The sequence below is a fragment of the Streptomyces olivoverticillatus genome (assembly GCF_014203555.1).
Lineage (GTDB): Bacteria > Actinomycetota > Actinomycetes > Streptomycetales > Streptomycetaceae > Streptomyces > Streptomyces olivoverticillatus.
This window is the reverse complement of the sequence record NZ_JACHJH010000008.1, coordinates 155,674-180,139: the sequence shown is the minus strand read 5'-3', so window position 1 is coordinate 180,139 and position 24,466 is coordinate 155,674. Positions and strand designations below refer to the sequence as shown.

Sequence of the window (24,466 nt, the reverse complement as noted above, 5' to 3'; positions counted from 1 at the left end):
TCGACTCGATCCCTCGACGGCGGCACGGAAGGCATCCACGACGTGACGGACGCGGCATTCACGGAACAGCGGGCCCGCGAGCTCCTCGCGGCGGCAGGCGCACCCCTGCCGGCGGCGGACGCCGAGCTCCTCGCGCTCGGCGAGAACGCGGTGTTCGCCGCGGGCGGCCTCGTGGCCAAGGTGGGCAGGGAAGCGAGCCTGCTGGAGCGGGCGCGCCGCGAACTGCGCATCGCCGCCTGGCTCGCCGAGAGCGACATTCCTGCCGTACGCGCCGCCGAGACCGAGGTGCTCCTCGCCGACGGCCACCCCGTGACGCTGTGGCATCGGCTTCCCGCGCCCGAACGCCCGGCGCGCCCCGCCGACCTGGCCGAATTGCTGCGGCTCGTCCACGCCCTGCCCGCGCCCGGGTTCGAGCTGCCCCGGCGCGACCTGCTCGGCGGGGTGGAGCGGTGGCTGCGGCTGGCCGGGGACGCGATCGACCCCGCCGACGCCGACTATCTGCGCGAGCGCCGGGACGGCTTCGCCGCCGCGGCCGCCGCCCTCACCCCGCACCTGTCTCCAGGCCCGATCCACGGCGACGCGCTCCCCCGCAATGTGCACATCGGCCCCGACGGCCCGGTCCTGGTCGACCTGGAGACGTTCGCCGGCGACCTGCGCGAGCACGACCTGGTCGTGACGGCCCTCAGCCTGGACCGGTACGGGCTCGACCCGGAGGAGTACCACGCCTTTGTGCACACCTACGGCTGGGACGTGCGCGAATGGGCGGGCTGCGCCGTGCTGCGCGGCGCCCGGGAGACCGCCAGCTGCGCCTGGGTGGCCCAGCACGCCCCCGGCAACCCGGCGGCACGGGCGGAGTTCGGCCGCCGGGTCGCCTCGTTGCGCGAAGGCGACCCGGCGGTGCGGTGGTACCCCTTCTGATCAGCCTGCGGTGAACGACGAGCGGGGCCCGTCGAGGGTGGCGTCCATGCGCGCCACTTGCCCCTGGGTGAACATGACCATGGCCGCGTCGTCGACGTAGTCCATGAAATTCATGAACATGTCGCCGTCGGGACCGTTGCTGCACGAAAGGCGGGGGAAGACCGGCTTGCCGAAGTTGGGGCCGCCCTGGTTGGGGGTGTCGGCCACGAAGTCGCTGCCGCTGCAGCCGGTGCCGTCGTCACCCCAGATGTGGAAGAGATTGAGCCAGTGGCCCACCTCGTGGGTCGCGGTGCGGCCCAGGTCGAAGGGGGCCGCCGCGGTGCCTCCGGTGCCGAAGGCGGAGTGCAGGATGACCACGCCGTCCGTGGCGGCCGGGCCGCCGGGGAACTGTGCGTACCCCAGCAGCCCGCCGCCCAGCGGGCAGGCCCACATGTTGAGGTAGCGGTCGGCGGGCCACGGGTCGCACCCGCCGTCGGCCGTCGACTTCACGGCGTCGTCGGTGTCGAAGCTCGCGAGCCCGGTGCGGGTACGGGTGATGCCGTTGGTGGGCGCTCCGGCCGGGTCGGTGACGGCGAGGCGGAATTCGATGCGGCTGTCGGCGGCGACGGCCTGCCATGGGGCCGGCACCTGGGCGACGTCCGCGTTGAGCTTGCGGTAGTCGCGGTTGAGGGCGTCGATCTGGGCGGCGACCTGAGCGTCGCCGATGTTCTGGTCGTCCGTCTGGTAGACGACGTGGACGACGACGGGGATGCGGGTCACGCCCGCTCGCGCGGTCCGCTCGTGCCCTTTTTCGTAGGCGAACGCCCTGTTCTCCAGGGCCGTGCGGGCGGCGGCGTATCCGGGGTGCTCGGTGAGCAGCCTCCGATGGACCTCCATCGTCCCGCACAACAGGCTTTCGGGTGGCCTGCCCGCTGCTGTTGACCGCCGGTTTTCGGGCATGCTGCGCCTCCTCGCATCGCCGCGGACCGCGGCATGGGGTGGGGGTAGCGGGCCCGATGACGATTACGGTAAACGCGGAGGGCACGGATGGTGCCGGGCAGCACGGAAACCGCCGACAACTGTGCAGTGCCGTTCCGGATAGCCGTCGTTCATGTGGTGTCAGGCAACGATCGAGGTGGGTGAGGGAATGAACGAACCGCCTTCCGCTCTCTTCCGGCGCTGGGTGCACTCCTTCGAGGAGGACGACGACGGCATCACCGCCTACCGGCCCCACGGCCACCCCTTCCCGCCCGCGCGCGGGCGGCGCGGGATGGAGTTCGCCGCCGACGGCACGTTCACCGATCACCCCATCGGGCGCGGTGACGCCCTGGATTCGGTGCCGGGCCTGTGGCAGACCAAGGACGGCAGCCACCTGGCGGTCTCCTTCCCCGCGGCCGGGCTGCCCGGCCGGGAGCTGGAGATCGTCTCCTGTGACGAGGAGCTGCTCAGGCTAAGGGAGTGACCGGGGCCGGGCCGTGGGCTTCACCGCAGCGGCCACCGCGGGTCCACGACCGCCGTCGCATCCCCCTGCTTCCGCAGCCACTTCTGGAAGCCGGCCGCCCACTCCCCGTACCACCGCACCTGATCGCGGTGCAGCCGCGCCGGATCCGTCTCGGCGACACCGGGGTGGCGCACCGCTATCGCCCGCGCCACCCGGACCGCGGCCAGGGCGTCGGCCTCCGCCTCGTGTGCCCCGTCGAGCACGACGCCGTACTCCTGGCAGACCGCGGCCAGGGTGCGCTTGCCCTTGCGGTAGCGGTCGACCGCCCGGTCGATGGTGTACGGATCGACGACGGGACCCACCTCCTCGCCGCCCAGCCGCTCCCGGAGCGGGGGCAGCCCGTACCGCCGCAGCTCCGCGGAGAGCAGGCTGAGGTCGAAGCAGGCGTTGTAGGCGACGACGGGAACGCCCGCCTCCCAGTGCCCGGCCAGGGTGGCGGCTATCTCCTCCGCCACCTCGCGGGCCGGCCTGCCCAGCGCCGCCGCCCGCTCGTCCGTCACCCCGTGGATGGCGGCGGCCTCGGCGGGGATGGGCACCCCAGGATCGGCCAGCCACCGGCGGCTCGCCACCGGCTCGCCGCCCTTGGTCTCCACGATCGCCGCCGTGACGATCCTCGCCTCGGCCGGGTCTGTGCCGGTGGTCTCCAAGTCGAAGCCGATCAGCGGCTCCTCGTGCCAGGTCATGGCGGTCCCCCCATGGATGGTGCGGTGGTGCCGTGGTGCTCCCCCGTCGGTCCACCCACCTTGCCACGGCCCACTGACAACCGGCCGCCGACCGTCGCCGGCCGCCGTCAGGACACCGGGCGCGAGTCCGCCCACACGCCCTCGAACTCCTCCCGGTACGTCTCGAACAGCCCGCCCACCGAGTCGTCGGCGCCCCGCCCCTCGCGCAGCACCTGCCGGCCGCCGCCGCGCAGCACCAGCACCGGCGCCTCCATGCCGCGGGCCTTGCGCAGGTACGACTGCACCACGGCCAGCCCGTCCGCGCCGTCGCCGTTGACGAGGTAGGCGGTGAAGCGCGGGGTCTCGTCGAATACCCGGATCTCGAAGGCGGCGGGGTCGTGCAGCCGGTCGCGTACCCGCCGCATGTGCATGATGTTCATCTCGACGGACCGGCTCATCTCGCCCTTTTTGATTCCCAGTTCGCGCTCGCGGCGGCGCACCGCGCTGCTGGCCGGGTTGAGGAAGAGCAGCCGGGCCCGGCAGCCGGTTTCGGCCAGCCGGACCAGACGCCGTCCCGAGTAGTTCTGGACGAGGAGGTTCAGGCCTATGCCCACCGCGTCGAGGCGGCGGGCGCTGCCGAAGAGGTCCTCCACGGGCAGCTGGCGCTGCAGGCGCACCCGGTCGGGGTGGACGCCGACGACGTCGGCGTAGCGGTCGCCCACCAGGTCCTCCACGGCGTCGACGGGCAGCCGGTCGGCGGTGGTGCCGGTGGTCGCCGAGCTGCCGCCGAGGATGTCCAGCAGCCGCGCCGAGGCCCGTTCGGCCTGGGCGAGGACGGTCTGGGACAGCGCGCGGTTGCGCGAGACGACGTTGCGGGCCACTTCCAACTCGTCCAGCGCGAGTTCGAGCTCGCGGCGGTCGTCGAGATACGGCTCGAAGCACGGCCAGTGCTGGACGAGCAGCTCGCGCAGCTGCGGGAGGGTGAGGAAGCTGAGGACGTTGTCGTCGGCCGGGTCGAGCAGATAGCCCTTGCGGCGGCTGACCTCCCGTACCGCCACGGCCCGCTGGACCCACTCCTGGCCCGCGGGCCCCGCCGCGGCGACGACCCATTCGTCCTCGCCGTGCACCGGCTCGTAGACCGGGCGCAGCACGGCGGCGACCACGGCCCGCAGCCGCTGTTCGACGAGGTTCAGCCAGATGTAGGCGCGCCCGGCCCGGCGGGCGCGGGTGCGCACCTCGCTCCAGGCCGCGGCGTCCCAGTCCAGCCCCGCCCCGATTTCCCTCGGCTGCGCCAGGGACACCGCGCCCGGCGGCGTGCCGGTCCCGCCCTCTCCCCCGGGGACGCCGTCACCAGGGGGCAGCTCCAGCCCGCCCGAGCTCACCAGTACACCGCCTTCCGCCCCCGTCCAACGATCAAGGCAGACTACTGTGCGGGCGGGAGGCGGTGCACCCGCGTCGCTTCGGCCTCCGGCCAACTCGCGCGCTCGACGTGGCGGTTGTCGGGCGTGGTGGCGGCGGGAGTGAGCTGATTCATAGCCGGACGGGTGGTGGTCACCCGGTTGGGCGAGCCAAAGAGGCCGGTGGGCGCTGTCCTTTTGGGGAAGATCTGCGGAAAGCGCGTCCCCGAGTGGAAGACTCGACACATGCAGGTCTGGCCGGGACAGGCGTACCCCCTCGGCGCCACGTACGACGGCGCCGGCACCAACTTCGCGGTCTTCTCGGAGACCGCCGAGCGGATCGAGTTGTGCCTGCTGCACGAGGACGGCTCGGAGACCGCGGTCGAGCTGCGCGAGAGCGATGCCTTCGTGCGGCACGCGTATCTGCCGGGTGTGATGCCGGGTCAGCGCTACGGCTTCCGCGCCCACGGCCCGTACGAGCCGGAGCGGGGGCACCGCTGCAACTCCGCGAAGCTGCTGCTGGACCCGTACGCGAAGGCGGTGAGCGGCGAGATCGGCTGGGGGGAGGCGGTCTACGGCTATCGCTTCGGGCGGCCGGAGAAGCGCAACGACATGGACTCGGCGCCGCACATGATGACTTCGGTGGTGGTCAACCCGTACTTCGACTGGGGCGACGACCGGCCGCCGCGCACGGACTACCACCGTACGGTCATTTATGAGGCCCATGTGAAGGGCCTGACGATGCTTCACCCGGCGCTGCCGGAGGAGGTGCGCGGCACGTACGCGGGGCTGGCGCATCCGGCGGTCATCGAGCACCTGACGGAGCTGGGGGTGACCGCGATCGAGCTGATGCCGGTCCATCAGTTCGTCAACGACCACCGGCTGGTGGATGCGGGGCTGGCCAACTACTGGGGCTACAACACCATCGGTTTCTTCGCGCCGCACAATGCCTACGCCTCGTGGGGCGACCGGGGGCAGCAGGTGCTGGAGTTCAAGTCGGCGGTGCGGGCGCTGCACGCGGCGGGCATCGAGGTCATTCTCGATGTGGTCTACAACCACACGGCCGAGGGGAACCACCTGGGGCCGACGCTGTCCTTCCGGGGGCTGGACAACGCCTCGTACTACCGGCTGGCCGACGACCCGCGCTACTACATGGACACCACCGGCACCGGCAATTCGCTGCTGATGCGCAGTCCGCACGTGCTGCAGCTCATCATGGACTCGCTGCGGTACTGGGTGACCGAGATGCATGTGGACGGCTTCCGCTTCGACCTGGCGGCGACGCTGGCGCGGCAGTTCCACGAGGTGGACCGGCTGTCGTCGTTCTTCGACCTGGTGCAGCAGGATCCGGTGGTCAGCCAGGTGAAGCTGATCGCGGAGCCGTGGGACGTGGGAGAGGGCGGCTACCAGGTGGGGAACTTCCCCCCGCTGTGGGCCGAATGGAATGGGAAATTCCGCGATACCTCGCGGGATCTGTGGCGCGGGCAGCCCGCCACCCTCGCGGAGTTCGGCTCCCGGCTGACGGGCTCGTCCGACCTCTACCAGGGGGACGGCAGGCGGCCGCTCGCCTCCATCAACTTCGTCACCTGCCACGACGGCTTCACCCTGCACGACCTGGTCGCCTACAACGACAAGCACAACGAGGCCAACGGCGAGCACAACCAGGACGGTGAGGGCCACAACCGGTCGTGGAACTGCGGGGCCGAGGGCGAGAGCGACGATGCGGGCGTGCTCGACCTGCGCGAACGGCAGATGCGCAACTTCATCGCCACCCTGATGGTGTCCCAGGGCGTGCCGATGCTCAGCCACGGCGACGAGTTCGCGCGCACCCAGTACGGCAACAACAACGCCTACTGCCAGGACAGCGAGCTGTCCTGGGTGCGCTGGCCGGACGCCGACGGCGAGTCCTCGGCGCGGGCGCGCCGGATACTGGCGTTCACCCGCTCGCTGGTGTGGCTGCGCCGCGACCATCCCGTCTTCCGGCGCCGCCGCTTCTTCCACGGCCGCCCGGTGCAGGGCACCCATGACGACCTGTCGGACATCGCCTGGTTCACCCCTGAAGGGGATGAGATGCGGGACACCGACTGGCAGGCGGCGCACGCCAGGTCGCTGACGGTCTTCCTCAACGGCGGTGCGATCTCCGAGCCCGGGCCGCGCGGCGAGCCCGTGGTCGACGACTCCTTCCTGCTGATGTTCAACGCGCACGACCAGCCGCTGGACTTCGTGGTGCCCGTCGACCACGGCAGGCAGTGGCAGGTCGTGGTCGAGACCGCCCGCCCCGACGGGGTGACGGCCGGGCCCAAGGTGCAGGCGGGCGACCGGCTGACGGTCAGGGACCGCAGCCTGACGGTGCTCCAGCGCCCGGCGTGAGGGCCCCGCAGGTTCCCCTGCGGCATGACCGGGCGGTTGTGGGTACGTATGTTCTTGTGACATGCGACGGCTCCGGCACGCCTACCGCCACCTACCGGCTCCAGCTCCAGCCCCGCTTCCCCTTCGCGGCGGCCGAAGCGGCCGTGCCCCGCCTGGCCGGGCTCGGGGTCTCGCACCTGCACCTCTCCCCCGTCCTGGAGGCCGTCCCCGGCTCCGCGCACGGCTACGACGTGGTCGACCACACGGCCGTACGGGTGGAGCTGGGCGGCGAGGAGGGGCTGCGCGCGCTGGCCCGCACCGCGCACGCCCACGGGCTGGGGCTGGTCCTCGACATCGTCCCCAACCACATGGCCGTGCCCGCGCCCGAGCACCTCAACGGGCCGCTGTGGCAGGTGCTGCGGGACGGCCCGGCCTCGCCGTACGCCCGCTGGTTCGACATCGACTGGGCCGAACACGGCGGCAAGGTGCTGCTGCCGGTCCTCACGGGCCCCCTGGGCGAGGAGCTCGGCCGGTTCGAGCCGGACGGGGGCGTGCTGCGCTACCGCGGCCACGCCTTCCCGTTGCGGCCCGGCACCGAACGGCTGCCGCTGCCCGAGCTGCTGGACGCCCAGTGGTACCGGCCCGCCTGGTGGCGCGTGGCCCGCACCGAGCTGAACTACCGGCGCTTCTTCACCGTCTCCGAGCTCATCGCCGTCCGCGTCGAGGACCCCGAGGTCTTCGACGCCACCCACGCCAAGGTGCTCCAGCTGCTGCGCGACGGCGTGGTCGACGGGCTGCGCGTCGACCACCCCGACGGGCTCGCCGACCCGCCCGGCTACCTGCGCCGGCTGCACCGGGCCACGGACGGCCGCTGGACGGTGGCCGAAAAGATCCTCAGCGGCGACGAACGGCTGCCCGCCGACTGGCCCGTCGCCGGGACCACGGGCTACGACGCGCTGCGCCACCTCGACGGGGTCTTCACCGACCCCGAGGGCGCCGCCGAACTCACCGCCGCCTACCGCGCCTTCACCGGCGCCGCGCCCGACCGGGGCGGCGACTGGCCCGCGACCGTGCGCCGCGCCGCCTACCGCATCCTCACCCACGAGCTCGCCGCCGAGGTCGAACGCCTGGTGCGTACCGCGGGCCGCATCTGCGAGGCCTCGCACCTGCTGCGCGACCACGCCCCCTGGGCGGTGCGCACCGCGCTGGTCGAGACCATGGTCCGGCTGCCCGTCTACCGGCCGTACGCCGTGCCCGGCACACCCGTGGCCCCCGCGGACGCAGCGCTGCTGGACGAGGCCGCCCAGCAGGCCCGTGCGGCCTTCGCCGTGCCGGAGGAGGCGCGCGCGGTGGAGTTCGTCCGGGACGCGGCACTGGGCCGGCTCGCGGACGGGCCGGACCACCGGGACTTCTGCGCCCGCTTCGCGCAGACCGCCTCCGCGCTGCGCGCCAAGTCCGTCGAGGACACGGCCTTCTACCGCTACGCGCCCCTGCTGTCGGCCACTGAGGTCGGCGGCACCCCGGACCGCCCCTCGGTCACTCCGGCGGAGTTCCACGCCTTCTGCGCCCGCCTCCAGCGCGACTGGCCCGCCACGGGCACCGTGCTGTCCACCCACGACACCAAGCGCAGCGCGGACGTACGGGCGCGCATCGCCGCCCTCGCCGAGCATCCGGGCGCGTGGGCGCGGCTGATGGACCGGCTGTGGGACCGGGCTGCGGCACCGGACCCGCATGTGGCGTGGACGGCCTGGCAGAGCGCCTTCGGGCTGGGCACGCCGGACGCGCGGCGGCTGGGGCCGGCCGTCCTCAAGAGCGTGCGCGAGGCAGCGCTGCTGACGAGCTGGACGGAGCCGGACGCGGCCTACGAGGCGGCGGTCGCCGACTTCGTGGCGGCGGGGCCGTGCGGGCCGTCGTACGAGGCGCTGGCGGAGCTTGAGGGCGCCGCGGCGGCGAGCATACGGGCGAACACCCTCGGCGCGGCCCTGCTGCACCTGGCCATGCCGGGCGTGCCCGACCTCTACATGGGCACCGAGGGCCTCTACACCGCCCTGGTCGACCCGGACAACCGGCGCCCGCCGCGCGCCGGGGAGCAGGACGCGGAGCCGGCGGGTCTCGCCGCCGACAAGCTCCTCCTCACCCGGACCGCCCTGGGCCTGCGGCGCGAGCATCCCGAGTGGTTCGGCGCCGCCGCCTCTTACGAGCCCCTGCCCGCGCTCGGCCCGGCGGCGGATCACTGCGTGGCGTTCGTCCGCTCCGGCGAGGTGGTCGCCGCCGCATTGCGCCTGCCGCACCGGCTGGCACAGCGCGGTGGCGCGGACGGCACGGTGGTACCGCTGCCGGGCGGCGGTGTGTGGCAGGAGTTGCTGACGGGGCGCGTGTACGAGGGGTGGCTGCCGGTATCGGCGCTGTCGGACGGCGCGTATCCGGTGGCCTTGCTGACCCGGAGCCGGTGAGAAAACCGGTGGACCGGACCGGGACGGCGGCCTACGGTGCGTGAGCTGTCCAACTCGAGGAGTTTTATGTCCGATCCGGTCGTCCGCGCGCTCACCGAGCACGACACCGCTCTCTTCACCTCCCTGCCCGACCCCGGCCTCGTCGGCCGGGCGGCCATGGGCCACACCTACGTGCCCGTCCACGAGGGCGGCGAGTACCGCCCGGAGTGGACATGGGTGGCGCTGCGCGACGGCAAGGTCGTCGCGCGCGCCGCCTGGTGGGGTGCGCCGGACGACACGGTGCCCAAGGCCCTGGACTGGTTCGACTTCGCCGAGGGCGAGGAAGAAGCCGCGGTCCAACTGCTGCGCGCCTCGCCCCTGCGTGCCGAGTACAGCCTGCTGGTGCCGCCCGGCTGGCGCGGGATACCGGAGGTCCGGGCCGCGGCGCAGGCGCGGATCTCGGCCGCGGTGGCCGCCGGGATGACGCCGCTGGTCGAGCGGTACCGCTACGAATGGACGTCCGCCTGCGGGCTGCCGGAGCGGCCCGGACGGCTGGAGTTCCGGCCGGAGCCCGACGACGCGGTGATCCGGGACGTGGTGCGGCGCACCCACACCGGCACGCTCGACGAGCACGACCGCAGGAACATCGCCGAGCTGGGCCCCGAGGCCGCGCTCGACGAGTTCATGGACGTCCTGGAGTGGCTGCCCTCGCCGCGGGAGTGGTGGAAGCTGGCGTACACCCCGCAGGGCGAGCTGGTGGGCATCCAGGTGCCCGCGCGCAACCCCGGAGGGCCGTGCGTCGGCTACATCGGGGTGGTGCCGGAGTGGCGCGGGCGGGGCTACGCCTACGACCTGCTGGTGGAGTGCACGCACGACCTGGTGGCCCAGGGGGCGTCGCGGATCGCCGCCGCGACCGATCAGGGCAACTTCCCGATGGCGGCGGGCTTCGCGCGGGCGGGGTATCCGGTGACGCAGGAGCGCATCGACTTGGTGCCGTAGGGGCAGCCCCGTCGATTCCGTCCGGGTTCAGCTGAAATCCGCGGGCCCCGGGCGGGCAGAATCCCACCATGCTGTTCGAGGTGTGGGCACCCCAAGCCGGCCGCGTCGACCTCCATGCGGACGGGGCGGCGTATGCCATGTCCCCCGACCCCGCCCGCCCCGGCTGGTGGTGCCGCGAGGCGTCCGCCGACGACGGGAGCCGTTACGGCTTCGCCCTGGACGGCGGGCCCGTCCGGCCCGACCCGCGCTCGCGCCGCCAGCCGGACGGGCCCGACGGAATGAGCGCCGTCGTCGACTTCGCCCGCTTCGGCAGCGGGCCGGAGTGGGCCGGCCGCGGGCTGCCGGGCGCGGTCCTCTACGAGCTGCACGTCGGCACGTTCACCCGCGAGGGCACCTTCGACGCGGCCGCCGGACGGCTCCCGCACCTGGCGGAGCTGGGTGTCACGCATGTGGAGCTGATGCCGGTCTGCCCGTTCCCGGGAACGCACGGCTGGGGGTACGAGGGTGTGTCCCTGTGGGCCGTGCACGAGCCCTACGGCGGCCCGGCCGGGCTGCGGCGCTTCGTCGACGCGGCGCATGCGCTGGGGCTCGGCGTCGTCCTGGACGTGGTGCACAACCACTTGGGGCCTTCGGGCAACCATCTGCCCGCGTTCGGCCCCTACTTCACCGACACCCACCACACCCCCTGGGGCGCGGCCGTCAACCTCGACGCCCCCGGATCGGCCGAGGTGCGGGCGTATCTGACGGGCAGTGCGCTGGCCTGGCTGCGCGACTACGGGCTCGACGGGCTGCGGCTGGACGCGGTGCACGCGCTGGCCGACAGCAGGCCCAAGCACTTCCTGGCCGAGCTGTCGGCCGCCGTCGACGGCCTGGCCCGGCGGCTGGGGCGGCCGCTGTTCCTCATCGCCGAGTCGGACCTGAACGACCCGGCGACCACGCGGGCGCGCGAGGCGGGCGGCATGGGCGTGCACGCCCAGTGGAACGACGACTTCCATCACGCGCTGCACACCGCCCTGACCGGTGAATCGCAGGGTTATTACGCCGACTTCGCCGCCGATCCGGCCGGCGCCCTGGCCAAGACGCTGCGCGGCGGCTTCTTCCACGACGGCACGTACTCCGCCTTCCGCGGCCGCCGGCACGGCTACCCGCTCGACCGGCGCGCCACGCCCGCCCACCGGCTCCTGGGCTATGCGCAGACGCATGACCAGGTGGGCAACAGGGCGCTGGGTGACCGGCTTTCGGCCCGGATCTCCCCCGGCGCCCTGGCCTGTGCGGCCGCGCTGGTGCTGGGTGCGCCGTTCACGCCGATGCTGTTCATGGGCGAGGAGTGGGGCGCCCGCACCCCCTGGCAGTTCTTCACCGACCACACCGACCCCCAGCTGGCGGAGGCGGTCCGCACCGGGCGGCGGCGGGAGTTCGCGGCGCACGGCTGGCCGGAGGAGGAGATTCCGGATCCACAGGATCCGGCGACGCGGCTGCGGTCGTGCCTGGACTGGGCGGAGCCCGGGCGCGATCCGCATGCCTCGCTGCTCGCCTGGTACCGGCAACTGATCGCGCTGCGGCGCGCGGAGCCCGCTCTGGCCGCCGGGGAGTGGCTCGGCGAGGAGGAGCCCACGGTCGTCCCCGGTCCGTGCGTCGGCTTCCGGCGCGGGGCGCTGTTCGTCGCCGTGAACCTGGCGGACCGGCCCGTGGAGCTGCCGACGGCGCCGGACGTGACGTACGAGGAGGTCGTGGCGGCGTGGCGGCCGGTCGCCCTCCCGGAGGCAGGCGGGGGCCTGCGGCTTCCCGCCGAGACGGCGGCCGTCCTGCGGTGCCTGGAGCGTTAGCGGGGGGGCGCGCTGCCGGGTTGCGCCCTGCGGGCGGCCAGACCGACCCTGGAAGTGACGCGACCGCGCTTCGCAGGAGTGCGGTCGGCAGCTCCGCGCGGCCGCGCCCGCGAAGGAGTGAGGACATGCGCACGCTACTCAGGGCCCGGCTGGACACCCGTGCGGCGAACGACATGATCCGCGACGGCACCATGGCGAAGCACATGGAGGAGATCCTCGGGCAGCTCCGCCCGGAGGCCGCCTACTTCACCACGCTGGACGGCGGCCGCACCTGCCTCCTCGTCTTCGACCTGCAGGACCCCTCGCAGCTGCCCGCCGTCGTGGAGAAGTTCTTCCTCGACATGGAGGCCGAGGTCGAACTCCACCCGGTGATGAACACCGACGACCTGCGCAAGGGCCTGGCGGCCCTGGGCTGAGGACCGGCTAGCCCTCTTCCGGCTCCAGCCGCAGCGAGATGGAGTTGATGCAGTACCGCTGGTCCGTCGGCGTGGGGTAGCCCTCGCCCTCGAAGACGTGGCCGAGGTGCGAGCCGCAGCGCGCGCACCTCACCTCGGTGCGGACCATGCCGTGCGAGCGGTCCGCCACGAGCTCGACCGCGGAGGAGTCCTTCGGGTCGTAGAAGCTCGGCCAGCCGCAGTGGCTCGCGAACTTCTCCGTGGAGCGGAACAGCTCCGCGCCGCAGGCCCGGCAGGAGTAGACGCCCGCCGTCCTGGTGTCGGTGTACTCACCGCGGAAGGCCGGCTCCGTGCCGGTCCGGCGGAGCACCTGGTACTCCGCCGGGGACAGCTCCGCGCGCCACTGCTCGTCCGTCTTCTCGACCTCGTACGCCATGTCGTGCACCCTCCGCGGTGTGTCGATCAGCCCTCCAGGCGGGCCAGGATCTTCGGGCCGAGGTCCGTGACGTCGCCCGCGCCCATGGTCAGAACGAGATCGCCGGACCGGGCCATTCCCGCGATCACGTCCGGGATCGCGGCCATGTCGTGCTCGGAGCGCACGTCGGCGCCCGCGGCCTGCGCCGCGTCGATGATCAGGGCGCTGGTGACGCCGGGGACCGGGTCCTCGCGGGCCGGGTAGATGTCCAGGACCACCGAGGCGTCGGCGAGGGCCAGGGCCTGGCCCATCTCGGTGCCCAGCTCCTGGGTGCGGCTGAAGAGGTGCGGCTGGAAGACGACGAGTACCCGGGAGCCGGCCGCGGCGCCGCGGATGGCCTCCAGGTCGGCGGTCATCTCGGTGGGGTGGTGCGCGTAGGAGTCGATGACCTGCACACCCCCCGCCTCGCCCTTGAGCTGCAGGCGGCGGCCCACGCCGGTGAACGTGCCGAGCGCCTCGGCCAGACCGGCCGCCGGGACGCCCAGCGAAGCGCCCGCGGCGAGGGCGGCCACCGCGTTGAGCGCGTAGTGGCGGCCGGGGACGGAGACGGCGAAGGTGAGCTCGCTGCCCTTGAGGTCGACGGTGACCTCGCTGGTCAGGCCACGCGGGGTGACCTTGAGGACGCGCACGTCCGCATCCTCGGACTCGCCGTAGGTGACGATCTCGATGTCGTGCCGGCCGCGCACCCGGCGGGTCAGCTCGCGGGCGCCCTCCTGGTCGGCGGAGACGACGAGGGTGCCGCCCGGGCGGATGCGGCCGACGAACGTCTCGAAGGACTCGTAGATCTCCTCCATCGACGCGTAATTGGCGTGGTGGTCGAGCTCCACGTTGAGGATGATCGCGGCCTCGGGCGCGTACTTGTGGAAGCTGCGGTCGCTCTCGTCGGCCTCGGCGACGAAGATCTCGCCGCTGCCGTGCCGGGCGTTGGAGCCCGGGCCGTCGAGGTCGCCGCCGATGGCGTACGAGGGGTCGAGGCCCAGGGCGTCGAGGGAGACGGCGAGCATCGACGTCGTGGTCGTCTTGCCGTGGGTGCCGGCGACGGCGATCGGGCGCAGGCCGTCCATCAGGCGGGCCAGCGCGTCCGAGCGGTGGACGACGGGGATGCCGCGCCCGGCGGCCGCGGCCAGCTCGGGGTTGTCGGCGCGGATGGCGCTGGAGACGACCACGCAGGTGGCGTCCTCGGCGAGGTGGCCGGCCGCGTGCCCGATGTGGACCGTGGCGCCGAGCGCCCGCAGCGCCTCGGCCGTCGCCGACTCCTTCGCGTCGCTGCCCGCGACGGCCGCGCCGCGCTGCGCGAGGATCTTCGCGATGCCCGACATTCCGGCACCGCCGATGCCGATGAAGTGCGGTCGGTCCATCGTCGCGGGGACGGCCGGTGCCATGTGCGGTGCTCCCTGTCTCGTGATCTGCTCCCCCGATTCTCGCACCCGGCACCGACAGCCCGTGCCGGGCCCGGCACGCGGGCGTCACACGGGGCGGATCAGCCCCGCCGCCAGGCCCGCGGCGACGGCCGAGGTGCGGCTGTCGACGCCGAGCTTGCCGTAGATGTGCACGAGGTGGGTCTTGACCGTGGCCTCGCTGATGAAGAGGCGGCGGGAGATCTGCCGGTTGGGCAGCCCCTGCGCGAGCAGGCCGAGAATCTCGGTCTCGCGGGGCGAGAGGGCGGGCCTGCCGCCCGACCGGACCCGGCCGAGCAGCCGGGCCGCGACGGGCGGCGCGAGGACGGTCTCGCCCCGGGCGGCGGCGTGCACGGCGGCGGCGACCTCCTCGGGCGGCGCGTCCTTGAGCAGGTAACCGGTGGCCCCGGCCTCGACGGCGGCGAGGATGTCGGCGTCGGTGCTGTAGGTGGTGAGGATCAGCACGGCGGGCGGGTCGGGCAGCGCAGTGATCTTGCGGGTGGCCTCCACGCCGTGCATGCCGTCGCCCATCTGGAGATCCATCAGGACGACGTCGGGCCGGGCCCCGGCGTCCAGCAGCCGCAGCGCCTCGGCACCGTCGGCCGCCTCGCCCACCGCCTCCACCTCGGGCAGCTCATCGACCATGGCGCGCAGCCCGCGCCGTACGACGGGGTGGTCGTCGACCAGGAGGACCCGGACGGTGGCGGTCACGCGGCCTCCCCCAGTGCGTCGCGGGGGTGCGCGGCCGCCGGGACGGGCAGCGCCGCCGCGACCGCGGTGCCCTCGCCGGGGGCCGACTCGACGGTGAGCGTGCCGCCCAGTTCGGCGATGCGCTCGCGCATCCCGTGCAGGCCGAACCTCGGCCGCCCGTCGGCGGGCCCGGTGCCGGGCGTGAAGCCGACGCCGTCGTCGTAGACGTCGAGGGTGACCTGTCCGTCGTGGAAGGCGAGGGTCACGGCGGCGTGGTCGGCCCGCGCGTGCCGGGCGACGTTGGCGAGCGCCTCCTGGGTCAGGCGCAGCAGGGCGACCTCGGTCTCCACGGGCAGCGGGCAGGGCTCGCCGTCGAGGCGGAAGGCAGCGCCGGGGACGGTGCGGGCGGTGACCCGGCGCAGCGCCTCGGGCAGGGGTGCGTCCTCCAGGGCGGGCGGGGTGAGGGCGTGGACGAAGCGGCGGGCTTCGGCGAGGTTGTCGGAGGCCGTGCGGCCGATCTCGCGTACGCGCTCGCGGTGCGCCTCGGGGGTGCCGCTCTCGGCGGCGCGGGCGAGCAGGACGATGCTGGACAGGCCCTGGGCCAGGGTGTCGTGGATCTCGCGGGCGAGCCGCTGGCGTTCGGCGAGCCGGCCGGCTTCGCGCTGGGCGGCGGCCAGTTCGTCACGTGTGTGCACGAGGTCGTCGATCAGGCGCTGGCGGGCCCGGCTCTCGCGGTAGAGCGTCGCGTAGCCGTAGGCGGTCAGGACGGCGACGGCGGCACCGGCGGCCGGGCCGATCACCTTGGCGGCGGTGAGGCCGCCGGGCGTGGCGGCCTGGGCGGCGACGACGGCCGCCGTGCCCGCGGCGACCGCGGGCAGGGACCAGCGGACGGGCAGGGCGTGCAGCCAGAGGAAGAAGAGCGGGAAGACGACGTAGCTGAATCCGGGGTCCAGCACCAGGAGCGCGAGCCACAGGGCGGTGACGGCGGCGAGCCAGAGCCGGGGCCGCCGGGCCTGCCGCACGGCGCCGGCGCCGTATACGGCGGCGAGGGCGAGGGCCGCGGGGGCGACGGCCGCGGCGCGGGGGCCGGTCAGCGCGGGGACGAGGGCGACGGCGAGCAGGGCGTAGAAGCAGCCGTGCAGGGCGAGGCGGACCAGCCGCAGCGAGGGGGCTTCGGCGGCGGCACGCGCGTGCGCGCGCGAGGCGTCACCGGCCGCGGGCGGAGGTGTCGCGGCGGGGTCGGGGAGGCTCGTTCGGCTCACCCCATCGAGCGTACGGTCCCGGGCCGGGTGCGCCCGCGCGCGGGACCGTCAACCGTTCGATTGATTTTCGGGTGCACCGGACGGAGGGGGCGAGGACCGCTCCTTGCCCCGATGCCGGGGCGGGGCGTCGGGCGGGAGGGTGGAGGGGTCGTCGTCGGAGCCCTAGGGCGTGTCCTAGGGGTTCCCGAGACCGGGAGGGTCTTTTCCGTTGTTCGTCGCTCTTCGTGACATCCGTTTCGCCCGGGGCCGGTTCGCCCTGATGGGCTCGGTGGTCGCGCTCATCACCACGTTGGTGGTCTTTCTCCACGGCTTGACCGGCGGGCTGGCCCGGGAGGCGTCCTCGGCCGTCGCGGAGCTGCCCGCGCAGCGCATCGTCTTCGGCGCCCCGGCGGGCGCCTCGCCGCAGGTGTCGTTCGGCAACAGCACCGTGGACGAGCAGCAGAGTGCCGCCTGGCGGGGGGCGCCGGGGGTGCGCTCGGCGGAGCCGCTGGGGGTGGCGATGACGCGGCTGACGGCGCACGGCTCGGCGACCTCGGTGAGCGTCTTCGGCACGTCGGAGGCGCTGCTGCCGCCGCTCGCGGCCGGTGCTGCGCCGGGCGACGGCCGGGTGGCGGTCGGCGAGCGGACCGCCCGGGAGGCGGGGTTGCGGGTGGGCGACCGGGTCACCCTCGGCACGCGTGAGGTCACCGTCTCCGGCCTGACCGCGGACCGCGGCTACGGGCACGCGCCCAGCGTCTGGACGACGCTCGCCACCTGGTCGGAGGTGAGCCACCAGCGGCAGCCCTCCGCGCTCGCGGTGACCGGCGGCGGGAGCCCGGCCGGGGAAGCCGCCCGGACCACGAAGGCCGTGGGGGTCCAGGACGCGCTGGACGGCATCGACGGCTACGCCGCCGAGCACGGCACGCTCAGCCTCCTGCAGGGCTTCCTGTTCGTGGTGAGCGCGCTGGTGGTGGGGGCCTTCTTCACGGTGTGGACCGTGCAGCGGCGCCCGGACATCGCGGTGCTCAAGGCGGTGGGGGCGAGCAGCGGCTATCTGGTGCGGGACGCGCTGGCTCAGGCGCTGGCCGTGCTGGCCGCCGGGACCGTGCTGGGCGGCGCGGCCGGTGCGCTGGGCGGCGGGCTGGCCTCCTCGGCGGTGCCCTTCGAGCTGGGGGCGGCCACGGTGGCCGTGCCGGTGGCGGCGATGGTGCTGCTGGGACTGGCCGGCTCCGCCCTCGCCGTACGCCGCATCACCTCCGTCGACCCGCTGACCGCGCTGGGAGCCCAACGATGACCGCCGCCACGAAGACCGCGACCGCTCTGTCGCTGGAGTCCGTCACCCTCACCTTTCCGGACGGCGACCGCCGCCTCACCGCGCTGGACGAGGTGTCCCTGGCCGTCGCCCCCGGCGAGCTCGTCGCCGTCGTGGGGCCCTCCGGGTCGGGGAAGTCGAGCCTGCTCGCGGTGGCATCCGTGCTGCTGCGCCCGGATGCGGGACGGGTGGTGCTGGCGGGGCGGGACACGGCCGGGATGCCGGACCGGGAGCGGACGAGGCTGCGGCGCGAGCAGGTCGGCATCGTCTTCCAGCAGTCCAACCTGCTGCCGTCCCTGACGGCCGTCGAGCAGCTGCTGGCCGTGGAGCACCTGCGGGGCGGCAGTGTGCGGGGCGCCCGGGCGCGGGCCGAGGAGCTGCTGGAGTCGGTGGGCCTGGGCGAGGCCGGGCGGCGCCGCCGCCCGCACCGGCTGTCGGGCGGCGAGCGGCAGCGCGTGAACATCGCCCGCGCGCTGTTCACCGGCCCGTCCGTGCTGCTGGTGGACGAGCCGACGTCCGCGCTGGATCACGAGCGCGGCGAGCAGGTGGTGGAGCTGCTGGCCGGGGTGACGCGGCGGCACCGCACGGCGACAGTCCTGGTCACCCATGACCGGGGGCTGCTCGGCCGGGCGGACCGGGTGCTGACGATGCGGGACGGCCGGCTGGGCTGAACGGTGCGCCCAGGGGCCGCTCAGCCCTGCTCCTGGGTCTCCCCTTCGGTCTCCTCGTCGGCGTGGGCGTAGAGCTTGAGGACGGGCACACCCACCTTGTGCCGGGCCCGCGAGGCCCAGTCGCGGTGGAAGAACTCCTCCACCAAGTGCGGGGCGGTCAGCACGATCACCTCGTCGGCATGGGTCTGCTCGACGACGGACCGCAGCAGGTCCAGCGGATGGCCGTCGATCAGCTGGCCGACGGCCTCGCAGCCCGCCTCGCGCAGCCGGCGCAGGGAGTGCTCCAGGGCGAGGGCGGCAGGCCGCTGCGCCTCCTCGCCCTCGGGCTCGTCGGCCTCGTGGACCGCCTGCTCCAGCTCGCCGAGGGCCACGTCGTCCATGGCGCGCAGCAGCCGGTCCTCGTCCCCCCTGGGCCGCATGAGGACCACGAAGGACAGGGCGTCGTCGTGCAGGCCAGTGACGAAGTCGACGTCCGTGGCGGACAGCGGCTGCTCGATCATCAATACGCTCGTGAACACGGTGAGGGCCCTTCTCCTACGTGGGCCACCGGGCCCAACAGAAACCATCCTGCGCGTGCTCCCCATGAGCCGCTGTTTGTATCCCGTGCCCTTGGGGGAGCGTCTGACTCAATTCTGCCCACCGGAAGGTAACCGGAACGGCAAATTCCGCCGATTGTCAGATCCTTCGGAAACCGTTACCCGCCGTGGGCCTCCTCGCTCGTGGGTCTCCTCGGTATCAGATCCTCCGGTAGCTGGTGAAGAGGAAACCCTCTTCTTCCAGGATCGAACCGAGGGCGAAGCGCTCCGGCACCGCCAGCGGCGGACCGCTCATGATGCGCGGCGCCGTGCCGGTGGCGACCACCGGCGCCAGCGACAGGCACATCTCGTCCAGCACCCGGGCCGAGGCGAACTGCCCCAGCAGCCGCGGCCCGCCCTCGGTGAGCAGCCGCGTCAGCCCCCGCTCGGCCATCACCTGAGGCACCCGCGCCGGGTCGACCCCGCGTCCCTCACCCGCCACGACCACCTCGGCGCCCGACGCCCGGGCCGCCTCGGCCCGCTCCGCCGGCGCCCCGGCGCCCGTCAGCACGATCGTGGGCACCAGCGGCGAGGCGAAGAGCGGAAGCGAGAAGTCCAGGTCGAGCCCCGCGCTCACCACCGCGATCACCGGCGCGGGCCCCTGACCGAGCGCCGCCCGGCGGGCGGCGAACGCCTCCCGCGCCCGCGCGGGCCGGTACCCCTCCTGACGTACGGTCTCGGCCCCCACCACGACGGCGTCGGCCAGGCCCCGCAGCGTGCCGAAGATCCGCATGTCGGCGGCGGAGGAGAGCGGCTGCGAGCGCCCCTCGTGGTGGGCCGCGCCGTCCAGGGAGGAGACCATGTTGGCCCGCAGCCACGCACGGCCGCCGACGCCCGCCTGCTCGGGGTAGGCGTAGAAGTCGGCGAGCTCGTCCAGCCCCCATTCGCGGTCTTCGAGGTCGGCGGGGGTGAGCGGGGAGGGGAACAGGCGTCGCATGCCGGCAGTGTGACATGGCTCGCTCCGCCCGGGACGGGCCGCACCCGCCGAGCGACTACCCTGGAGAGCTGTGTCGTCCTCCACCGCATCCCCCGCCAGCACCACCGGCTCCGGCCCGATACCCGGGCAGCGGTCCGCCGCCGGACCCGTGGCGCTCACCTCGCGCGCCCCGCACGTCCCCGCCGACCGCCTGGTCGCCGAAATGGTGCCGCCCCCGCGCTTCGACTCGGTGCGGTTCGACAACTACATCCCCGACCCGAACCAGCCCAGCCAGGCCGACGCCGTCCGCATGCTCGACGGCTTCGCCGCGGGGCTGGACGGCGCCACCGGCGGCAGCCGCAAGCGCTGGTTCCGCCGCGAGACCAAGCCCGCCGTCCCGGCCGGCCCGCGCGGGGTCTACCTCGACGGCGGCTACGGCGTCGGCAAGACCCACCTGCTCGCCTCCCTCTGGCACGCCACCCCGGCCGCCCCGGAGCAGAAGGCCTTCGGCACCTTCGTCGAGCTGACCAACCTGGTCGGCGCGCTGGGCTTCCAGAAGACCGTGCAGACCCTCAGCGGCCACCGGCTGCTGTGCATCGACGAGTTCGAGCTCGACGACCCGGGCGACACCGTGCTCGTCTCCACGCTGCTGGGCAAGCTGGTCGAGGCGGGCGTCGCGCTCGCCGCCACGTCCAACACGCTGCCGGGCAAGCTGGGCGAGGGCCGCTTCGCCGCCGCCGACTTCCTGCGCGAGATCCAGGGCCTGTCCGCCCACTTCCGCCCGCTGCGCATCGACGGCGAGGACTACCGCCACCGCGGTCTGCCGCAGGCCCCGCCGCCCTACGACGACGCCACCGTCCGCCGCGTGGCGCAGACCGCGGACGGCGCCTCCCTGGACGCCTTCCCCGGCCTCCTCGACCACCTCTCCAAGGTCCACCCGAGCCGTTACGGCGCCATGTGCGACGGCATCCGGGCCGTCTGCCTCACCGGCGTCGAGCCGATACCGGACCAGTCGACGGCGCTGCGCCTGGTGGTGCTCGCGGACCGGCTCTACGACCGCGAGGTCCCGGTGCTGGCCTCGGGGCGGCCGTTCGACGAGCTGTTCAGCGAGGAGATGCTCGCGGGCGGTTACCGCAAGAAGTACTTCCGCGCCATATCCCGGCTGACGGCGCTGGCGCGCGACGCCAAGCCGCTGGCGCAGGGGTGAGGGCCCCGTCGGCCGGACGGTCCGCCGCGGCCCTGGCCGCCTTGCTGTGCTGCACGCTGACCGCCTGCGGTGGCGGCAGTAGCGGTGGCGGTGGCGGCCGTACGGCCAAGTCCCCCGCCCCTTCGGCGACCAGCGCCTCTCCCTCGGCCGCACCGTCCCCCGCCGCCCCCACCCTCCCGCCGGGCCCGGGAGGCGCCGCCCCCGTCTTCTCGCACGGCAAGCGGAACGGCGCCAAGCAGGTCGCCCTCACCTTCGACGCCGACATGACCGCCGACCAGGGCCCCCGCGCCGCGCGCGGCGAGCGGTTCGACAACCCGGCGCTCATCGCCACCCTGCAACGGCTGAAGGTGCCCGCCACCGTCTTCATGACCGGCAAGTGGGCCGACCAGTACCCCGACGAGGCCCGCTCGATCGGCGCCGACCCGCTCTTCGAGGTCGCCAACCACTCGTACTCCCACTACGCCTTCACGACGCCCTGCTACGGCCTGCCCACCGTCAAGCCCGGCACCGCCCGCGCCGACGTCGAGCGCGCCTTCGACGCCTTCCGGCGCGCCGGGGTGCAGCACACGGTCCCGTACTTCCGCTTCCCCGGCGGCTGTCACGACGACTCCGTGCTCCGTGAGATCGCCGCGACGAAGGTGACGGCCGTGCAGTGGGACGTCGTCAGCGGCGACGCCTTCGCCAAACAGGCCGCACCCGTGGTGACCCAGGTGCTGTCGGAGGTCAAGCCCGGCTCGGTCGTGGTGATGCACTGCACGCACAGCGCGGCACCGATGACGGAGGAGGCGGTGCGCCGGATCGTCCCCGAGCTGCGGGCGCGCGGCTACGAGTTCGTACGGGTCTCGCAGCTGATCGGCGAGGGCGGGAACTAGGGGAAGACCCGGCCCGAGAGCACCTGCCGCAGCAGGAGCTCGTCCGCGGCCGTCAGCCCGTCGACGAAGCGGACCAGCACGGCCTCCCGGTCGGGGAGGGTGTCCAGGACCTTGTGCATCCGGCGGGCGGCGAGCCCGGCCTCGTCCGCGACCGGAGCGTAGGCGTAGGCGCGCCCGCGCGGCGTCCGCGTCAGCACGTCCTTGCCGTGCAGGCGGGACAGGATCGTCACCACCGTGCTGTACGTCAGCTCCCCCGGCAGCGTCGCCTGGACCTCGCGCGGGGTCAGCGGCGCCCCGGCCCGCTGCAGGGCCGCCAGGACCTCGCTCTCCAGCGCGCCGTTCGCGCGGCGCCTGCCCTGGCGCACGACGGTGGCGGGTGTGGCCGGTCCCATGATTTTCAGGCTTTCCTTCTGCTGATCCTGCAATGTCCTCTACAGGAGTGTAGAGGAGTAACCCTCCAGCGAAAATCTGACGGAGTGTCAGATTCCAATTGTGGGAGACTCACCACATATCGAGCGGCAGTGTTGTCGACAGGTGTTCGGACGAGGTCAGGGTCAATCGGTGGTCGAAAGAATCAGGGCGAAGTTCCGCAAGAACCCCTCCCCCGAGGGCTCCCACGCCGCCCGCGGCTCGCACCGTCGCCGTCGGCGGCCCGCTGCCCGGCGGTTCCGGCTGGGCCGCTTCCCCCTGAGCCGCTTCCGCCCGCTCTACCCCCGCCCGGGCCGGCAGGGCTTCCGGCGCTGGGTGCCCTCCTGGCGTCAGGTGCTCGGCAGCGCCGCCCTCGTCCTGGGCACCCTCGCCGCGGCCGTCGCGATCCTGTACGTACGGACGGACATACCCACCGACCTCAACGCCTTCGCCACCCAGCAGGACAACGTCTACTACTGGGCAGACGGCACCGAGATGGCCCGCACCGGCCCGGTCAACCGGCAGGACGCGGCCCTGGACAAGGTCCCCGAGAAGGTGCGCTGGGCCGCGCTCGCCGCCGAGAACGAGACCTTCTACTCCGACAGCGGCATCTCCCCCAGCGGCATGATCCGCGCCGTCTCCAAGATGCTCACCGGCGGCGACACCCAGGGCGGCTCCACCATCACCCAGCAGTACGTGAAGAACGCCTACCTCAACCAGCAGCAGACCTTCACCCGCAAGCTCACCGAGATGGTCATCGCCATCAAGCTCGACAACAAGATGAGCAAGGACGCCATCCTGGAGGGCTACCTCAACACCAGCTGGTACGGGCGGGGCAGCTACGGCATCCAGCGCGCCGCCCACGCCTACTACGGCAAGGACGTCTCGCAGCTGAACGCGAGCGAGGGCGCGCTGCTCGCCTCCCTGCTCAAGGGCGCCGCGCTCTACGACCCGTCGGTCAGCGCCAAGAACCACGAGCGGGCCGTCGAGCGCTGGAAGTGGATCCTCGACCGCATGGTCACCATCGGCAAGCTCTCCCCCGCCGAGCGGGCCACCTACACCACCTTCCCCGAGCCCAAGGCGCCGCCCAAGCCCGCCGGGCTGACCGGACAGACCGGCTACCTCGTCGACACCGCCCGCGCCTACGTGGCCGCCCACACCAAGGTCTCCGAGGCCGACTTCGACCTCGGCGGCTACCAGATCCGCACCACCTTCGAGAAGCCGAAGGTCGATGCGCTCGCCAAGTCCGTCGACAGCATCCGCGAACGGCTCGAACCGGCCCAGCGCGAGGTCGACCGCAACGTGCGCATCGGCGCCGCCTCCGTCACCACCGACGGGCGCATCGTCGCCCTCTACGGCGGTCCCGACTACCTCAAGCAGGGGTTCAACGACGCCAACTCCACCGTCGTCCCGGCGGGCAGCGCCTTCACCCCCTTCGTCTACGCCGCCGCGCTGCGCGACGGCGTCCAGCTCCAGCGCGGGGCGGCCCGTCGGCCGGTGACGCCCTCGAGCGTCTACGACGGGGACAACAAGGTCGCGATACGCACCCCGGAGGGTCCGTACTGGGACCGCTCCGGGAAGATCGTGAAGGCCGTCAACGACGGCGACAAGTCCTGGGGGAAGGTCTCCCTGCGCGAGGCCGTCGTGCAGTCCGTGAACGGGCCCATGATGCAGCTGGGCATGGACGTGGGCCTGCAGCGGGTGAGCAGGGCCGCCGTCCAGTCCGGCCTGCTGGAGGAGAGCCTCGGCGCCCAGGTGCCCGCCTTCTCCCTCGGCACGAGCACGCCCAGCGCCATCCGCATGGCCGGGGCCTACGCCACCTTCGCCGCCAAGGGCATCCACAGCGAGCCGTACTCCGTGGACCGGCTCAGCCGCAACGGCAACGCGGTGGAGGTGGAGAAGCCGACCCCCGAGCGGGTCCTGCCCGCGGGCGTCGCCGGCTCCGTCGACGACGCGCTGCACGAGGCCGTCAAGCGCGGCACCGGCACCACCGCGAACGCGGCGGGCCCGGACGCGGCGGGCAAGACCGGCACCGCCACCGACAACAAGTCCGCCTGGTTCGCCGGATACCGCGGCAAGGTGTCCACCGCCGTCTCGCTCTCCCGGATCGACCCCAAGACCCAGCTGCTGCTGCCGCTGGACGGCATGGGCGGCGCCGGGGAGACGGCGGCCGGCAGCAGCTACCCCATCGACATCTGGACGAAGTACATGAGCAGCGCCGGGCGGTGACCCGGGCCTGCTGCT

Annotated in this window: 22 protein-coding genes; 12 read left to right on the top strand and 10 right to left on the bottom strand. The window is 73.6% G+C overall.

The window, feature by feature from the left end:
* Nucleotides 1-42: 42 nt before the first annotated feature.
* Complete coding sequence (locus tag FHS39_RS23505; protein ID WP_184351426.1) at nucleotides 43-918, top strand: phosphotransferase; 876 nt, start codon at nucleotides 43-45, stop codon at nucleotides 916-918.
* Here the strand turns inward: FHS39_RS23505 and FHS39_RS23500 are convergent, their stop codons facing one another.
* Nucleotides 919-1,794, bottom strand: a complete 876-nt coding sequence (locus tag FHS39_RS23500; protein WP_184351425.1) for a zinc metalloprotease — start codon at nucleotides 1,792-1,794, stop codon at nucleotides 919-921.
* Nucleotides 1,795-2,044: 250 nt separating this feature from the next.
* On the opposite strand from FHS39_RS23500, the gene FHS39_RS23495 reads away from it, so the two are divergent.
* On the top strand, nucleotides 2,045-2,359 hold the full coding sequence (locus FHS39_RS23495; protein WP_184351424.1) for a hypothetical protein: 315 nt from the start codon (nucleotides 2,045-2,047) through the stop codon (nucleotides 2,357-2,359).
* A 20-nt stretch (nucleotides 2,360-2,379) separates the two neighbouring features.
* Here the strand turns inward: FHS39_RS23495 and FHS39_RS23490 are convergent, their stop codons facing one another.
* Nucleotides 2,380-3,081, bottom strand: a complete 702-nt coding sequence (locus FHS39_RS23490) for a 3'-5' exonuclease (protein WP_184351423.1) — start codon at nucleotides 3,079-3,081, stop codon at nucleotides 2,380-2,382.
* Nucleotides 3,082-3,188: 107 nt separating this feature from the next.
* On the bottom strand, nucleotides 3,189-4,442 hold the full coding sequence (locus FHS39_RS23485) for an SAV2148 family HEPN domain-containing protein (protein WP_184351422.1): 1,254 nt from the start codon (nucleotides 4,440-4,442) through the stop codon (nucleotides 3,189-3,191).
* Between the two features lie 261 nt (nucleotides 4,443-4,703).
* On the opposite strand from FHS39_RS23485, the gene glgX reads away from it, so the two are divergent.
* The 5 genes from glgX (at nucleotide 4,704) to FHS39_RS23460 (ending at nucleotide 12,479) form a co-directional block, all read left to right on the top strand.
* Nucleotides 4,704-6,827, top strand: a complete 2,124-nt coding sequence (gene glgX, locus FHS39_RS23480) for a glycogen debranching protein GlgX (protein WP_184351421.1) — start codon at nucleotides 4,704-4,706, stop codon at nucleotides 6,825-6,827.
* Between the two features lie 56 nt (nucleotides 6,828-6,883).
* Nucleotides 6,884-9,259, top strand: a complete 2,376-nt coding sequence (gene treY, locus FHS39_RS23475; protein ID WP_184351420.1) for a malto-oligosyltrehalose synthase — start codon at nucleotides 6,884-6,886, stop codon at nucleotides 9,257-9,259.
* A 66-nt stretch (nucleotides 9,260-9,325) separates the two neighbouring features.
* Nucleotides 9,326-10,237 carry a GNAT family N-acetyltransferase gene (locus FHS39_RS23470; protein ID WP_184351419.1) on the top strand — a complete coding sequence of 304 codons (912 nt, stop codon included), beginning with the start codon at nucleotides 9,326-9,328 and terminating at the stop codon, nucleotides 10,235-10,237.
* 68 nt (nucleotides 10,238-10,305) lie between these two features.
* A complete protein-coding gene (gene treZ, locus FHS39_RS23465; protein ID WP_184351418.1) occupies nucleotides 10,306-12,063 on the top strand; it encodes a malto-oligosyltrehalose trehalohydrolase in 1,758 nt (585 codons plus the stop codon).
* Nucleotides 12,064-12,188: 125 nt separating this feature from the next.
* Nucleotides 12,189-12,479, top strand: a complete 291-nt coding sequence (locus FHS39_RS23460; RefSeq protein ID WP_184351417.1) for a DUF3303 family protein — start codon at nucleotides 12,189-12,191, stop codon at nucleotides 12,477-12,479.
* Between the two features lie 7 nt (nucleotides 12,480-12,486).
* Here the strand turns inward: FHS39_RS23460 and msrB are convergent, their stop codons facing one another.
* The 4 genes from msrB to FHS39_RS23440 all read right to left on the bottom strand — a co-directional run bounded on the left by msrB (nucleotide 12,487) and on the right by FHS39_RS23440 (nucleotide 16,282).
* Complete coding sequence (gene msrB / locus FHS39_RS23455) at nucleotides 12,487-12,894, bottom strand: peptide-methionine (R)-S-oxide reductase MsrB (protein ID WP_184351416.1); 408 nt, start codon at nucleotides 12,892-12,894, stop codon at nucleotides 12,487-12,489.
* A 26-nt stretch (nucleotides 12,895-12,920) separates the two neighbouring features.
* A complete protein-coding gene (murC, locus tag FHS39_RS23450; protein WP_184351415.1) occupies nucleotides 12,921-14,315 on the bottom strand; it encodes a UDP-N-acetylmuramate--L-alanine ligase in 1,395 nt (464 codons plus the stop codon).
* A gap of 84 nt (nucleotides 14,316-14,399) precedes the next feature.
* Nucleotides 14,400-15,041 (bottom strand): response regulator, encoded by a 642-nt coding sequence (locus FHS39_RS23445; protein WP_184351414.1) that lies wholly within the window; start codon nucleotides 15,039-15,041, stop codon nucleotides 14,400-14,402.
* Nucleotides 15,038-16,282 (bottom strand): sensor histidine kinase, encoded by a 1,245-nt coding sequence (locus tag FHS39_RS23440; protein ID WP_425507811.1) that lies wholly within the window; start codon nucleotides 16,280-16,282, stop codon nucleotides 15,038-15,040. Before FHS39_RS23440 ends, FHS39_RS23445 begins: the two co-directional genes overlap by 4 nt.
* Before the next feature lie 208 nt (nucleotides 16,283-16,490).
* Here FHS39_RS23440 and FHS39_RS23435 point away from each other — a divergent pair, with 208 nt between their 5' ends.
* Complete coding sequence (locus FHS39_RS23435; RefSeq protein ID WP_184351413.1) at nucleotides 16,491-17,555, top strand: ABC transporter permease; 1,065 nt, start codon at nucleotides 16,491-16,493, stop codon at nucleotides 17,553-17,555.
* Nucleotides 17,552-18,244, top strand: coding sequence for an ABC transporter ATP-binding protein (locus tag FHS39_RS23430; RefSeq protein WP_184351412.1), 693 nt, complete (start codon nucleotides 17,552-17,554; stop codon nucleotides 18,242-18,244). Before FHS39_RS23435 ends, FHS39_RS23430 begins: the two co-directional genes overlap by 4 nt.
* Before the next feature lie 20 nt (nucleotides 18,245-18,264).
* Here FHS39_RS23430 and FHS39_RS23425 read toward each other — a convergent pair whose 3' ends face one another.
* Both FHS39_RS23425 and FHS39_RS23420 read right to left on the bottom strand, forming a co-directional pair.
* The gene (locus FHS39_RS23425) at nucleotides 18,265-18,762 is read right to left on the bottom strand and encodes an indole-3-glycerol phosphate synthase (RefSeq protein WP_184351411.1); all 498 of its coding nucleotides are present in this window, start codon (nucleotides 18,760-18,762) and stop codon (nucleotides 18,265-18,267) included.
* A gap of 217 nt (nucleotides 18,763-18,979) precedes the next feature.
* Complete coding sequence (locus tag FHS39_RS23420; RefSeq protein WP_184351410.1) at nucleotides 18,980-19,756, bottom strand: pyrimidine reductase family protein; 777 nt, start codon at nucleotides 19,754-19,756, stop codon at nucleotides 18,980-18,982.
* Nucleotides 19,757-19,874: 118 nt separating this feature from the next.
* On the opposite strand from FHS39_RS23420, the gene zapE reads away from it, so the two are divergent.
* Both zapE and FHS39_RS23410 read left to right on the top strand, forming a co-directional pair.
* Complete coding sequence (gene zapE / locus FHS39_RS23415; RefSeq protein WP_343069714.1) at nucleotides 19,875-20,942, top strand: cell division protein ZapE; 1,068 nt, start codon at nucleotides 19,875-19,877, stop codon at nucleotides 20,940-20,942.
* A complete protein-coding gene (locus FHS39_RS23410) occupies nucleotides 20,939-21,814 on the top strand; it encodes a polysaccharide deacetylase family protein (protein ID WP_425507810.1) in 876 nt (291 codons plus the stop codon). The genes zapE and FHS39_RS23410 overlap by 4 nt, the downstream gene beginning before the upstream one ends.
* Here the strand turns inward: FHS39_RS23410 and FHS39_RS23405 are convergent.
* Nucleotides 21,811-22,206, bottom strand: a complete 396-nt coding sequence (locus FHS39_RS23405) for a BlaI/MecI/CopY family transcriptional regulator (RefSeq protein WP_184351408.1) — start codon at nucleotides 22,204-22,206, stop codon at nucleotides 21,811-21,813. The two genes, FHS39_RS23410 and FHS39_RS23405, sit on opposite strands and share 4 nt — an antisense overlap.
* 169 nt (nucleotides 22,207-22,375) lie before the next feature.
* On the opposite strand from FHS39_RS23405, the gene FHS39_RS23400 reads away from it, so the two are divergent.
* A complete protein-coding gene (locus FHS39_RS23400) occupies nucleotides 22,376-24,451 on the top strand; it encodes a transglycosylase domain-containing protein (RefSeq protein ID WP_343069710.1) in 2,076 nt (691 codons plus the stop codon).
* Nucleotides 24,452-24,466 lie beyond the last annotated feature (15 nt).

Bases quoted from the DNA above. Each gene is read 5' to 3' on its own strand.
- FHS39_RS23500 (WP_184351425.1), bottom strand. From the start codon at position 1,794: ATGGAGGTCCATCGGAGGCTGCTCACCGAGCACCCCGGATACGCCGCC.
- FHS39_RS23495 (WP_184351424.1), top strand. From the start codon at position 2,045: ATGAACGAACCGCCTTCCGCTCTCTTCCGGCGCTGGGTGCACTCCTTC.
- FHS39_RS23490 (WP_184351423.1), bottom strand. From the start codon at position 3,081: ATGACCTGGCACGAGGAGCCGCTGATCGGCTTCGACTTGGAGACCACC.
- glgX (WP_184351421.1), top strand. From the start codon at position 4,704: ATGCAGGTCTGGCCGGGACAGGCGTACCCCCTCGGCGCCACGTACGAC.
- FHS39_RS23470 (WP_184351419.1), top strand. From the start codon at position 9,326: ATGTCCGATCCGGTCGTCCGCGCGCTCACCGAGCACGACACCGCTCTC.
- treZ (WP_184351418.1), top strand. From the start codon at position 10,306: ATGCTGTTCGAGGTGTGGGCACCCCAAGCCGGCCGCGTCGACCTCCAT.
- FHS39_RS23460 (WP_184351417.1), top strand. From the start codon at position 12,189: ATGCGCACGCTACTCAGGGCCCGGCTGGACACCCGTGCGGCGAACGAC.
- msrB (WP_184351416.1), bottom strand. From the start codon at position 12,894: ATGGCGTACGAGGTCGAGAAGACGGACGAGCAGTGGCGCGCGGAGCTG.
- murC (WP_184351415.1), bottom strand. From the start codon at position 14,315: ATGGCACCGGCCGTCCCCGCGACGATGGACCGACCGCACTTCATCGGC.
- FHS39_RS23430 (WP_184351412.1), top strand. From the start codon at position 17,552: ATGACCGCCGCCACGAAGACCGCGACCGCTCTGTCGCTGGAGTCCGTC.
- FHS39_RS23420 (WP_184351410.1), bottom strand. From the start codon at position 19,756: ATGCGACGCCTGTTCCCCTCCCCGCTCACCCCCGCCGACCTCGAAGAC.
- FHS39_RS23405 (WP_184351408.1), bottom strand. From the start codon at position 22,206: ATGGGACCGGCCACACCCGCCACCGTCGTGCGCCAGGGCAGGCGCCGC.